Here is a 12,363-nt window from a genome sequence, read left to right on the forward strand (position 1 = left end):
ATTTATGAATCTATTCATATTTTAATTGGTATTTTATTGAATGTCAAATAAGGCCTGCCCCAACACGTTCACTGAGCTAACGCGTTGGGGCAGACCTGGTTTCATATTTATCTGGCGGGACGAACGGCTCTCTTCAATTCTCTCGCCGCTTCTGTGATGTTTTCAGCACCTGATATGGCTGAGATCACCGATATTCCGTCCGCACCAGCATCAATGACTTCTTTGGCATTCATTGAACTGATGCCTCCAATCCCTACAATCGGGATAGGAATATCGTTTATTCGAAAGCTTTTAATGATGTCCAAGCCGTGAATTTTGACTGTATCGTCTTTTGAAAGGGTGGGATAGATGGGACCAAGTCCTAAGTAATCCGCCCCATCGGCAATCGCCTGCTGCGCTTCGGCAAGTGTATGAGTGGAAACCCCAAGCCATTTATGACCGATTTTTTCCCGTACTATACTTGCCCTTTCATCTTCCTGACCGATATGAACCCCATCAGCCTCAATGGCTAAAGCTAATTCCACATCGTCATTGATGATAAAAGGGATCCCGGCGTCCTTACATACCTTCTGCAGTTTTTCAGCAAGTTTCATCTTTCCCTGTCCTTCTAAGGCACCCAAGCCTTTTTCCCGGAATTGAAAGAGGGTTATCCCACCTTCTATTGCCTTTTCTAACACACGGACCGGATCTTTCAGACAGTTTGTACTCCCCATAATAAAATAAAGAGTAAGAAAATCCACTAATTGTTCTCGTTTATACATCATTTACTTTCACCTATTGTCCTCTTATTGTATGCCCAATGATTCGTCGGACCATGACCATTTCCAATACCGAGCGGGTTTTCAATGGCTGCCCGGATAAACGCTTTAGCCGTCTTGACCGCTTCCCGGATGTCCATTCCATTAGCCAATTGAGCAGTGATCGCAGCGGAGAAGGTGCATCCTGTACCATGGGTATGAGATGTCTCGATTCTTGGTGAGACCATTTCCTCTAACGTAGTTCCATCATAAAAGAGGTCTATCACCTGCTCGCCATCGGCATGTCCACCTTTTATGACGACTGATTTGGCACCCATTTCAATCAGCATCTTTGAGGCATCTTTTCGATCGTCCAGTGTTTCAATCTTTATCCCTGTGATGACTTCTGCTTCAGGTAAATTAGGAGTAATGACAGCAGAAAGCGGTATTAATTGTTCCTTTAATGCCCGAATGGCTTCATCTTGTAAAAGTTCAGCTCCACCTTTTGCAATCATGACAGGATCCAGCACAACATTCTCCCAGCCATAATGAATGATTCGTTCACTTACCGCCTCAATGACTTCTCCGGAATGCAGCATGCCCGTTTTTGACGCATGGGGTCCAAGGTCTTGACCAATCGCATCCAATTGCTGAACGATTCCTTCCATGGAAACTGGATACACGCCTTGCACGCCTAATGTGTTTTGGGCGGTTACGGCAGTGATGACCGACATCCCATACGAACCAAGCTCCTGGAATGTTTTTATATCTGCCTGAATGCCGGCTCCTCCGCCGCTATCTGAACCCGCTATCGTCAATGCCTTATATACAGTCATGATACAAACACCCTTCCCCTTAGATTCTCTCTACTTTTGCATGTGCAGCATCTTCTTCACGAATGGAGGAAAGTTGATCGATGAATTCAATTTGAAAACTTCCCGGACCTTTTTCAGAAGTAACACGTGCTGCTTTTTCTGCAGCTATTCCATAAATGGCGACTGCCGTTACAGCAGCTTTTAATGGATCTTTCTCAATGGCTGCAAACGCACCGATGACCGAAGATAATAAACAGCCCGTCCCGGTGACCTTCGTTAAGATCGGATGACCATTCGCTACTGAATAGGTCCCTTGCAGGTTTGAGATGATATCTGTTTTCCCGGTTATGACAACGGTACAATCCAATTGTGCCGCCACCTTCTGGGCTAATTCCACCGTGTCTCCCCCATCCGAACCGGCGTCTACACCTTTGATTGACCATTGTTCTCCTGCAACATGAGCCACTTCGGCTGCATTCCCTCTTAAGATGGAGACGTTTACTTCATGTAGGATTTTCCTTGCCATCTCGGTGCGGAATAAAGTTGCCCCTGCCCCAACCGGGTCCAAAATAACAGGTATCCCTTTTTGATTTGCCGCTTTTCCAGCGATGATCATGCTATCGATGATGTCTGTCGATAAGGTCCCAATGTTAAGGACAAGGGCCCCTGCCAACTTCGCCATATCCCCTACTTCTTCTTTCGCATAGGCCATCACCGGGGATGCCCCGATAGCCAGCAAACCATTGGCCTTAAAATTCGTGACCACTACGTTCGTTATATTATGTACTAATGGATTTTCTTCTCGTACTTTCTGAACTAAATCATACATTCTCATTGTTCCTCCTTTGTCATTATGAAAGAAAGACGGGACCTGCCCTGATATGCTACAACTATAGCATATCAGGGTTGAATCCAAATGAGAAAAACGCTTCAATTCGGGAACAAAAAAAGCCCATTCCATCTGCTTTCTGCCAGACAAAATGGGCTTTTCTTATTCTACATTCCGTATTTCTCCCGATAAAAATCATGCTTAGGCTGAAACACCTCTTCATCAGATTGTCTGACGTCGGAGAAATGATCCACATTATAATGACCATTCAAAGCCTTGTTGTGATGCTTGATAATCTGTTCAGCCTTTAACACGGGTGAATCCTTTGTCGAGTGACCATCTGCTACCAGGGTTACGTCAAATCCATTAACCGTTGCATACCGAACAGCGGTGTCGATACAATATTCCGTTTGACATCCCATGATTACGACATGTTCGACCTTTTTGTCTTTTAAAAAGCTTAGTAATGGCGTACCATAAAACGAATTGGTTGCTAATTTATCATACACAGCGCTATTGTCCGGAACATGGATATCCCTGTGAACCTGAAATCCATCACCTTCCCCGCCACTGACATCCTTATCCCGTATAAAGACGAGATGAGCACCTGCTTCGGTTGCCTTTTGGATGACCCGATTAATGTTTTCAATAAGCCCCTCCTTTTGGAATACAGCTTGTTCACCTTCATTTCCTTCGATTAATTCCTGCTGGGCATCAATTACGAGCAATGCTTGGTTCAATAGAAAAACCCCTTTATCCCCATTTTCTCCTCATCTATCTTTAAATAGGTTCGACTTATCAGTGAGAAACTCCTCTTATACTCAAAAAAAACAGGAAACCGTTTGGCTTCCTGTTACAGGTTCATTCTTCATGTACCGCAATACGTTCGGTAAGGACGAGCAGATGGTTCCGGGAGTTTCGTGTACTCGCACTGTTCTGTCGATAATTGGTAAGGTTTTTCCAGAACCTCAAGTAAACGCTCCATAACCTTGTAATCATTGCTTTCCACTGCAGCTTCCAACGCTTCCTCCACACGGTGATTCCGGGGAATCACCGCTGGATTGTGCTTTCGCATTAACTGATGAGTTGCTTCTTTCGATTCTTCTTGCCTGTTAAGTCTTTCTTCCCAGCGTTCTTTCCATTGAACAAATTCCGGATTTTTAAACAGATCGATCTCTTCTTCATTTGTTAATGAACGGAATGTATTTGTATAGTCCGTACGATTCTTTTTCATTAAACTTAAGAGATCTTGTGCAAGGGATTCGTCCCCATCTTCTTCATTGAAAATACCTAGCTTCCCTCTCATTCCGTCGAGCCAGTGAGCTTCATACAGCTTAGGAAATTCCATTACAGCATCCTGGGCAAGCTTCAGCGACTCTTCTTGTTCATTGTGAAGAATAGGCAAAAGGCTTTCAGCAAATCGGGCAAGGTTCCAACCGGCAATTTGAGGCTGATTTCCGTAGGCGTAACGCCCCCCGGTATCAATGGAGCTGAATACCGTTGCCGGGTCATACGTATCCATAAAAGCACATGGTCCATAATCAATGGTTTCTCCGCTGATCGTCATGTTATCTGTGTTCATCACGCCATGAATGAACCCAACCATTTGCCACTTGGCAATGAGTGCAGCCTGACGCTTGATGACTTCTTCTAACAGGTAAAGATAACGGTTCGGTGCTTTCATACCTTCGGAGTAGTGACGCTCCACTGCATAATCAGCCAGTGAGCGGAGATCTTCAACCGTTCCAAATTTGGAAGCGAACTGAAAAGTACCGACGCGAAGATGACTAGCCGCTACGCGGGTCAGGATCGCACCCTGCTGTTCCGTTTCCCGGTAAATCGGCTCTCCCGTTGTCACCACTGCCAAGCTTCGGGTAGTCGGTATCCTAAGTCCGTGCATAGCTTCACTGATGATATGCTCCCTGAGCATCGGTCCAAGTCCTGCGCGACCGTCCCCACCTCGGGAATAAGGGGTTCTCCCTCCCCCTTTGAGCTGGATATCAAAACGCTCACCTGATGGGGTGATCTGTTCACCGATCAGGACTGCACGACCGTCTCCCAGCATATTAAAATAGCCAAACTGATGCCCGGCATAGCTTTGAGCAAGGGGTTCGGCACCTTCCGGGATTTCGTTGCCCGCTAAGACCTCTTCCCCAAGTTTCTCCGCGTCCAGCCCCAGCGACTCAGCCACTCGTTCATTCATTACGATCAACTTTGGTGCTTGAACAGGAGTCGGATCCTGTCTAGTAAAAAAAGAACTTGGAAGTGTTGTATAGCTGTTCTCGAGATTCCAACCTGCTTGATTTCCCATTTTCGTCATCTCCTCCTTTTCATAAATATAACAAAAAACCATAGACCGTCTATGATTTTTGTGTAGTTCCCTTTTATGTCACCATCATTATAACGTTCTTCTCGGCTAATGTCCTTTATGGCACCTGCGTATGTATCACTACTGATAGGATTTTCATCGGCATGAATTCCTATACTAAGAATAATATCCAGCAAATTAACATTATTGTAAAAATTAAAATTATTTTGAAATTTTTGTAATCTAAAGATATAATGTTTCTAAAAGACTTAGGGGGTGTTTTTACTGAGAAAGTTCAATATCATCGGTCTTCCCATTCAATTCTTGCTCACATGTATCGGATTATTCCTTTTCAGCGGTGCCGGTTCTCTGCTTGCGTATGATACGGAATTGGTCATCATGCTGGGGAAATATCTTCAAACATTGCAGGAGATGGGACGTGAAATGCTTCAACCAGGCTCCATCATCATCAAAATCGGGGATCCAATGGACTACAAAAGCTACCCGATTTATCCGTTGTTTTTTCAGCTGTTCGGCTATTCGTTCTCGCTCTTGCTCCTGGCCTTTTTTCTCGCTGCCGCCACGTCTTCCCTTGTTAGCTACTTATTTATGTTTCTGCCTAAGAAAATATATCAGATCTGCTTCCGCTTGCTGGATTCACTGGATTCCCTTCCGGATGTTCTGATTATCGTATTTATCCAACTTTTCATTGTCTGGTTTTTCAAAAAAACGGATATTTTGCTGTTTGACATCTACACCCTTGGGGATGAAAAAATCTATCTGCTCCCGATCATTTGTCTTGCGATCATGCCGATTGCTTTTTTAACGAAGCATTTCTTGTTCCAGCTTCGGGAAGAAGAGGAAAAACCATATGTCGAATATTCCTATTCGAAGGGTTTCTCAAAAGCCTATACAGTATGGGTTCACCTATTCCGAAATGTGTGGATTCACTTTTACTACCATATCAAACCGATTTTTCTGCTTATGCTTTCAAACCTGTTGATCATTGAGATTCTTTTTAATATCAACGGATTTATGAATGTGCTCCTCGATGTGTCCAGCAATACGCCAAGTGCCTTTTTCATCGGGATGCTGATGATTTACATACCATTCTTCATCGTGTTTACATTAGGTGCTATTTCACTTAAAAAATGGCTGTCCGGAGAGGAGGTCAGTTCATGAGGATTCTGAAATCATTCCGGTTCTGGCTGCCCGTTGGTTTTCTCTTTGTCATGCTTTCAGCGAGCTTCATCATACCGGCCATATATCCAGAGCTGCTTGAACCTGGGCCGCCGTATTTAAAGGATGATTCTGGAAGAGTAATCGCGGATCCTCCATATACAATGGAGGAAATGCCCCCTTTGGGCAGTGATAAACTTGGACGGAATTTATTCTATTTGCTCCTTTCCGGTGCGAAATATACGCTGTTATCGGCTATCGTCATTGCGCTGCTCCGCATGGTCGGCGGGTTCGCGTTCGGTATTGTGTATGCTTTTCTTCCTGATTGGGCGAGACAGATGATCAAGGGGGTCGGGGATACGTTCAACTTCATCCCACTTGCAATCATTGCCTTTGTTCTTCTCACCCCACTCCAGCTTGCCTTCGAGGCAGGGGCGATGTATTCATTTCGATTTCTGATGATCGAAATAGTGGTGATCGCCATCATTGTGATTCCCTCACTTGGGATGTATATCGGGGAAGAGATGAAGGAGTATCTAAAAAATGATTTCGTTACCGTATCCAAACAAATCGGGGCAACCAGATTTTATATCATCAAACGCCATTTACGCCCCCAGTTCAGCCGCCATGCCCTTGTCATGTTTTCTGAGCAAATCTCCCAGACCCTGTACCTTCTCATTCAACTTGGGGTTCTCCATATCTGTTTGGGGGGTCTGAAAACAGAGGAGTTCGGGATCATGGAGCACATACCTGAATATTTTTCCTATACCAATGAATGGGCGGCCACGATGAGCATCAATATTCAAATGGTCTTTCTGCATACGTGGCTGGTACTGACACCACTTGCTTTTTTTGCGATTTCGATCTTTTGCATCAATGAGATAAGCAGGTTTTTAAAAGAGGTTCTTCTTGAGGATACGCTTCCTGTCGGGAAAGACGAGACCCCTTCCAACAAGCCGGTACCCTCGTCACGACTGGAAGATCCCTTTACGTTCAAAAACCGCTCAAAGGAGGAATTCCATTGAGGAATTGGCTGAAGTATATTCTGGCTGTCAGTCTGTTTTTACTGACAGGATGCAGGGTTGAAATGGCAACCGAACTTCCTCAAAAGCAGGCGGCACCGTCCGGAGTCAGAATCGATATAACCGGAACGGTCCTGCTTCAAGGAAAAGAACTCATTGTAGAAGGCCAATCCAACCTTCCTGAGGATAGCATCATGTTTGCCGGGCTCAAGGATTACGGTGAGTTCGAATCCTACGCAAGGGTCATAAACTGGCAGGGAGAAGAAAGTGAGGAATACGTCACGGAAAGTACCGGGGTGGTGGACGAAGACGGGAATTTCCAGATCAAGGTGGAACGGGTCAATCCGGAATCGCGCTACAAGCTGGAGGTCATCTTTAACCCTGCCATCCAAAAACCCAAGGTTCAGGAAATCTATGGGCTCCAGGGGGAGGACATAGCCCCGAACATCGGCTACTTCGATTTCGAGTACAACGAAAACACCATCTCCGGGATGATCAAAGTCGCCCCGATCGTGAGCATCTCTGACCCAAACGGAGATGCCGCTAAATGGAACCTGACGAACATTCCAAAAAAATCCAGGGTAGTGAAATGAGGGACGGACCTCTATTCCTCAATTGAATTTTGCGTAGTGAGGCTGAGGAGAGGTCCGTCCCTCTTAATCATAAACGAAAAAATACCTGACCCTCATCAAGGTCAGGTATTTCCTTTCTTACGGACAAGAATTTCTCCGTCACGATTATGAATTCAATGTCAGTGTCGCGACACATTCCACATGCACCGTTTGAGGGAATAAGTCAACAGGTTGAACACCATCCAGAGTGTATCCGAATGGTTCAAGCTCCTTGATATCCGTAGCGAATGTATCCGGATTGCATGATACGTACACAATACGTTCCGGTTTGGCGCGTCCGATTCGTCTCATGACTTTCCCGCCTGCACCAGAGCGTGGAGGGTCTAACATCAATAGCTGTGGATGACCGAAGCTCTCCAGCATTTGGTCAATTCCTTTTCGAGCATCCTTGGCAAGGAATGTCGTGTTCGAGATGCCATTATCTTCAGCATTACGTTTCGCCGACTCAATCGAACTTTCTACGATTTCAATGCCGGCAAGTTCTCCGACTCTGCTTGCAAATGGAAGAGAAAATGTCCCTACTCCACAGAAAAGGTCTATCATCTTCTCTGTTTTCTTCGGTTGTCCCATTTCAATTGCCAGATCTACTAGCTTTTGAGCTTGTGTCGGATTTGTCTGGAAAAACGTATCGAACCAAAGACGGAAACGGTATCCATCCATTTCATCATAAATAAAGTCACGACCAGCTAATAGATGAATTTCTTCTGCTTGCGTCCGATCCGCCCATGCTGTATTTTCAAGCCATAATAGGCTTTTGACTTTAGGGAATTTTTCACCTACACGGGCAACTAAGTCGTCCACTGCCTCCTGATGATTTTCAGGCGCCTCCGTTGCAAACAGACCAAGCATCAGTTCACCCGTTACAAACGATTGACGGACCATTAAGTGACGAAGTAACCCTTCGTGCTCGTCCTTGTTATATCCTTTTAATCCATGGTCCTTCACCCAATCGGCGACTTCCATCGTCGCTTCCACCATTTCTTCACTTGCGATCAAACAGGTTTCAAGGGAAATGACCTTACGGAAATTCCCTTGCTCATGCAGTCCAAGGGCACCTTCAGGAGAAAACGTAAATTCCATTTTATTGCGGTAACGCCACGGATTATTCATCCCCATCGTATCCCGTACCAGGTCAGGATTAAAGCCTTGCTCTTCCAAAGCATGCTTCACATGATCCGTCTTCTGCTTTAACTGACCGTCATAATCCCAATGCTGCCACACACATCCGCCGCAGCGTTCAAAGTGCGGACAAGGTGCAGGGATTCTCTCAGAGTGGGCTTCGAGGATTTCATCCGGCATTGCTTTTCGTCTACGGCGATCGGGCTGATCCACCGTCACCTCCACCTTTTCCCCAGGCAGGGTCTGAGGAATCGTCAGCCTTAACTTCTTCGGATTGCCGAGCTCATTCTCCCGCCAGACCACAGCCTGTCCTGAACCCTTTTGATCCAAATCTTCTATTGTAACAACCATGGTTTCTGGTTTAATATTCGTCAATTTCTGGTCCTCCTTGAAAACTTGTGTCTAACTTTATACTTTATTAAAAAAAGTGTAGGAATGCAACAGGGATATGGGCTCCTCACCTGACTTCCCATCGTCAAATAAAGGTCCGTCCCCGAACGCGTTAACGCTCTAAAGGACGGACCTCATTATCGCAGACATATTAATATGCTTTATAACGTCCGAATTCTCCGGTTATATAAGCTCTCCTGCCGTTGTAGATAACTTCCCAGTAGCCGGAGCCGCTATTTCTCCCTTTAAGGGATCCTGTGACTGGAATCGTCCTGCCCTTTGCGATGGTACCTAAGTCCTTTGATGTCAACCGGTCAGGGCGGTCCTGGATGATGGCGGCATTCGCCACCCCCACGACTGTGATTTCCCCGATGGCGACAGGTCCTGATGAAGTTGGCGGTGGTGATCCTCCGGTAGATTGAGCGATCCCTTCCACCTTCACAAACTTCGGGGCTGCTGTTACATAATACACGTGTCCCCTTGAGTTTTTGACCTCATACATATAAGCACCTACCACCTTAAGCTTCCGTATAATCTCTGGAAACCCATATCCGTACTTCAGAGTGCCTGCACGGTAGCTATCCCGGAAGGTTGGCTTACTGTAAAAGTCCAGTCCTTCAACACCTCTATATATGCTCTCTACCCGTTTCCCGATAACATCCTTGCTTGTCCCAGCTTCAGGAGGTACAACAACGTTTCCTGCAGCCACGTATGGAACGCCGAAAAAATCACATATCCCACGAGCCTGCTCCCTTGCCGATTCCCTTTGAAATCCTTCATTGATCATGAGCAAGGCTTCTCTCTCATTGTCCATAAATCCGTTCTCCACAAGCACCGCAGGCCCATTGAACTCCCTTGTAATATGAAGATTCTGCTCGATGATCCCGCGATATACCTGCCTGGTACCCTGTTTCAAGTACTTCGCAATGCTTTCAGCGAGCCTTCTATCCTGTACATCATTGAAATATATATGAAGGGAATGTCCTTCAGCATCTTTTCCTGAACCATCGAACTTTCCATCAAAGGCATTAAAGTGGTTGGAAACCAAGGCATTGGCCCTCATAGAATTGGCTAAGTCTGTACGGGACTTTAATGGGGTATCCTCATCAGTCGGAGCTGTCAGTATAGTCCTGAATCCACATCTCTCTAATTCAACTTTCAAAAAGAAAGTCACTTTCTCATTAAACTCATTTTCACGGATCTGTCTGCCAAGCGACTGGATATAAGGCGTACGTTTCCCGGCTGTCCCGATCCCATGACCATCATCTAAAGCTATCAAATAATCACTAGCTTTTACCATTTAATCTATCACCCCTTCTACTAGTAAAATATTCACAGCTTGTACAAATGGGCACGGCCGGATAAAAAAAGCACCAGTACCTGACTCCAGAAGGCAAATTGTCGATATTCACTTGATCGAAAGGGAGATGTTTCTAGCATCATATAGCTGTTTATGCTAGAAACCTGGAATTCCTTCATTCCGGATACAACAAAAAAGGTGCGCTGACTCCAATGATGGAATCAGGCACCTTTTTTCATTTAAAACGAAAAGGGACTTCTAAACTGTCCCAGTCCTACTTACTTCGCTTCCAGTCGACTGATCCGATCATCCAGATCAGGGTGAGTCGAGAAGATTGCTGATTTTCGTCTTCCGTTGATTTTTAATGTGGAGATGGCTGTGTCATCTTCACCCTTCATACGACTTGAGTATGCTTTTAACATTTGAAGGGCGTGGACCATTTTATCCTTACCGGCAAGGTCCGCTCCACCACGGTCAGCGTGATACTCACGGTGACGGGAATAAGCAAAGACAACTAAACTTCCCAAGATAGAGAATACGATCTGGAATACAATCACGGCAATGAAATGCACGATTGGTGCCATCTCTTCCCTTGCAAATCGTGATGCAATCCATGCGGCGATTCGTGCCAAGAAGACAACAAAGGTGTTGACCACACCTTGCAGTAAGGTCATCGTCACCATATCCCCATTCGCAACGTGGGCCACCTCATGGGCAATGACACCTTCAACCGCGTCATCATCCATCTCACGAAGTAATCCTGTCGAAACGGCAACGAGTGAGCGTTTCTTCGAAGGACCCGTCGCGAAGGCATTCACTTCAGGCGAATGGTAGATTCCCACTTCAGGCATGTGAACTAATCCAGCCGCTCTTGATAAACGATGGACTTTCTCTACAACTGCCCGTTCCTCAGAAGATAAGGCTCCATTCGGATTCAATACTTGAACGCCCATCATTCTCTTCGCCATCCAACGTGACATGGCCAATGAAATGAATGATCCCGAAAAACCGATGATCGCACTGAATATCAATAATGCACCGAAATCAATTCCGCCTGAGGCAGTGATGTAGTTCCCTGCTCCCGTAACGGAAAAAATGATACTAATCGTCAGTAATACTAAAACGTTTGTTAAAAGGAAATAAAATATACGTTTCCCCATCTTGTCTCCTCACTCCTATTTCAAGTTCATAAGAACCTGTATCTGAATTGATTATACGTCCTTTTCAGGAAAAATACAAGTAAAAGGTGAAATTGACGAGACCCGACCGAACCAGTAGTATAGAAGAAGATATTGTAAAAGAGACGGGGTAATCATGATGAAAACGTTTATACTGACACGTAAAAATATGGCCGACCTGCTGCTATCTCTGAGCGGCATAAACAGCAGGTCCCCAATTAAGGTGCTTCAGGATTCGTGGACGGGTTTACATAAAGAAAAAAACCTTCCTCCCATCATTCAAAAACTCCTCAAGCCGGCCAAGGGAGAAACCGGTTTCTCACTCAATGAGATCGTCTCCCTGGGAAACCTGATTGAATTTACCAACTTCCCCCAAAGCACTGTCCAGAACTGGGTGAAGCGGGATGTAAAAGGGTTGATCGGTTCCCCGCAGCTCGGAAAAAAATATACCATCGAACAAGCAGCCATGCTATTCATCGTCGAAGACCTCAAAGCTACCCTGGATTTCGAATCCATCCGGAAGATCTTGACCCTGGTGTTCAACAACATAGAAGACCGCACGGATGACATCGTCAACCCCACAGATCTTTACCTTGCCTATGCGACGGTCTTTGACCAGATCCATCATCAAACCCTTCCTTCCATAAAGAAGGCGGATGGTTCAGTCAACGAGCATATCGATGGATTCATCAAGGAAGAATGCAAAACCATGTTATCGACCTTTGACGGGATCAAGGAAGAAAACCTCAACATTGTCCTGAATGTCCTGATCGTATCCGTACTGACAGTTCAGGCAGGGTTTTATCAGGCTGCGACGAAGAAGTATGTGACAGATGCATTATCTTAATATTATA

At 45.4% G+C, this 12,363-nt stretch carries 12 protein-coding genes; 4 read left to right on the forward strand and 8 right to left on the reverse strand.

Annotation, left to right across the window (positions count from 1 at the left end):
- Nucleotides 1-107 precede the first annotated feature (107 nt).
- The 5 genes from thiE to RSX31_RS19420 form a co-directional block, all read right to left on the reverse strand.
- Nucleotides 108-764: a thiamine phosphate synthase gene (gene thiE / locus RSX31_RS19400; RefSeq protein WP_397541177.1), complete on the reverse strand. Its 657-nt coding sequence runs from the start codon at nucleotides 762-764 to the stop codon at nucleotides 108-110.
- Entirely contained in the window at nucleotides 761-1,573 is an 813-nt protein-coding gene (thiD, locus tag RSX31_RS19405; RefSeq protein ID WP_315635720.1) for a bifunctional hydroxymethylpyrimidine kinase/phosphomethylpyrimidine kinase, read from the reverse strand. The genes thiE and thiD overlap by 4 nt, the downstream gene beginning before the upstream one ends.
- 19 nt (nucleotides 1,574-1,592) lie before the next feature.
- Nucleotides 1,593-2,381: a hydroxyethylthiazole kinase gene (gene thiM, locus RSX31_RS19410; RefSeq protein ID WP_397548111.1), complete on the reverse strand. Its 789-nt coding sequence runs from the start codon at nucleotides 2,379-2,381 to the stop codon at nucleotides 1,593-1,595.
- Between the two features lie 167 nt (nucleotides 2,382-2,548).
- On the reverse strand, nucleotides 2,549-3,121 hold the full coding sequence (locus tag RSX31_RS19415; protein WP_148994474.1) for a cysteine hydrolase family protein: 573 nt from the start codon (nucleotides 3,119-3,121) through the stop codon (nucleotides 2,549-2,551).
- A 128-nt stretch (nucleotides 3,122-3,249) separates the two neighbouring features.
- Entirely contained in the window at nucleotides 3,250-4,701 is a 1,452-nt protein-coding gene (locus tag RSX31_RS19420) for a protein adenylyltransferase SelO (protein ID WP_148994475.1), read from the reverse strand.
- Nucleotides 4,702-4,965: 264 nt separating this feature from the next.
- On the opposite strand from RSX31_RS19420, the gene RSX31_RS19425 reads away from it, so the two are divergent.
- From RSX31_RS19425 to RSX31_RS19435, 3 genes are read left to right on the forward strand one after another with little or no spacing between them, the layout of a single operon-like run.
- Nucleotides 4,966-5,871 (forward strand): ABC transporter permease subunit, encoded by a 906-nt coding sequence (locus RSX31_RS19425; RefSeq protein ID WP_148994476.1) that lies wholly within the window; start codon nucleotides 4,966-4,968, stop codon nucleotides 5,869-5,871.
- Entirely contained in the window at nucleotides 5,868-6,893 is a 1,026-nt protein-coding gene (locus RSX31_RS19430) for an ABC transporter permease subunit (RefSeq protein WP_187443552.1), read from the forward strand. The genes RSX31_RS19425 and RSX31_RS19430 overlap by 4 nt, the downstream gene beginning before the upstream one ends.
- On the forward strand, nucleotides 6,890-7,483 hold the full coding sequence (locus RSX31_RS19435; RefSeq protein WP_148994478.1) for a hypothetical protein: 594 nt from the start codon (nucleotides 6,890-6,892) through the stop codon (nucleotides 7,481-7,483). The genes RSX31_RS19430 and RSX31_RS19435 overlap by 4 nt, the downstream gene beginning before the upstream one ends.
- A 144-nt stretch (nucleotides 7,484-7,627) precedes the next feature.
- On the opposite strand, the gene rlmD is transcribed toward RSX31_RS19435, so the two are convergent.
- The 3 genes from rlmD to htpX form a co-directional block, all read right to left on the reverse strand.
- Nucleotides 7,628-8,992: a 23S rRNA (uracil(1939)-C(5))-methyltransferase RlmD gene (gene rlmD, locus RSX31_RS19440; RefSeq protein ID WP_397548115.1), complete on the reverse strand. Its 1,365-nt coding sequence runs from the start codon at nucleotides 8,990-8,992 to the stop codon at nucleotides 7,628-7,630.
- 190 nt (nucleotides 8,993-9,182) lie between these two features.
- Nucleotides 9,183-10,331, reverse strand: coding sequence for an N-acetylmuramoyl-L-alanine amidase family protein (locus RSX31_RS19445; RefSeq protein ID WP_148994480.1), 1,149 nt, complete (start codon nucleotides 10,329-10,331; stop codon nucleotides 9,183-9,185).
- 278 nt (nucleotides 10,332-10,609) lie between these two features.
- Nucleotides 10,610-11,491: a protease HtpX gene (htpX, locus tag RSX31_RS19450; RefSeq protein ID WP_148994481.1), complete on the reverse strand. Its 882-nt coding sequence runs from the start codon at nucleotides 11,489-11,491 to the stop codon at nucleotides 10,610-10,612.
- A gap of 157 nt (nucleotides 11,492-11,648) precedes the next feature.
- Here htpX and RSX31_RS19455 point away from each other — a divergent pair, with 157 nt between their 5' ends.
- On the forward strand, nucleotides 11,649-12,356 hold the full coding sequence (locus RSX31_RS19455; RefSeq protein WP_148995133.1) for a DUF1836 domain-containing protein: 708 nt from the start codon (nucleotides 11,649-11,651) through the stop codon (nucleotides 12,354-12,356).
- The last annotated feature ends 7 nt before the right edge of the window (nucleotides 12,357-12,363 follow it).

It is taken from the genome of Rossellomorea yichunensis, from assembly GCF_032337515.1.
In the GTDB taxonomy this organism is placed as follows: Bacteria; Bacillota; Bacilli; order Bacillales; family Bacillaceae_B; genus Rossellomorea; species Rossellomorea yichunensis.

Bases quoted from the DNA above. Each gene is read 5' to 3' on its own strand.
- thiD (WP_315635720.1), bottom strand. From the start codon at position 1,573: ATGACTGTATATAAGGCATTGACGATAGCGGGTTCAGATAGCGGCGGA.
- thiM (WP_397548111.1), bottom strand. From the start codon at position 2,381: ATGTATGATTTAGTTCAGAAAGTACGAGAAGAAAATCCATTAGTACAT.
- thiE (WP_397541177.1), bottom strand. From the start codon at position 764: ATGATGTATAAACGAGAACAATTAGTGGATTTTCTTACTCTTTATTTT.
- RSX31_RS19430 (WP_187443552.1), top strand. From the start codon at position 5,868: ATGAGGATTCTGAAATCATTCCGGTTCTGGCTGCCCGTTGGTTTTCTC.
- htpX (WP_148994481.1), bottom strand. From the start codon at position 11,491: ATGGGGAAACGTATATTTTATTTCCTTTTAACAAACGTTTTAGTATTA.
- RSX31_RS19420 (WP_148994475.1), bottom strand. From the start codon at position 4,701: ATGACGAAAATGGGAAATCAAGCAGGTTGGAATCTCGAGAACAGCTAT.
- rlmD (WP_397548115.1), bottom strand. From the start codon at position 8,992: ATGGTTGTTACAATAGAAGATTTGGATCAAAAGGGTTCAGGACAGGCT.
- RSX31_RS19445 (WP_148994480.1), bottom strand. From the start codon at position 10,331: ATGGTAAAAGCTAGTGATTATTTGATAGCTTTAGATGATGGTCATGGG.
- RSX31_RS19455 (WP_148995133.1), top strand. From the start codon at position 11,649: ATGAAAACGTTTATACTGACACGTAAAAATATGGCCGACCTGCTGCTA.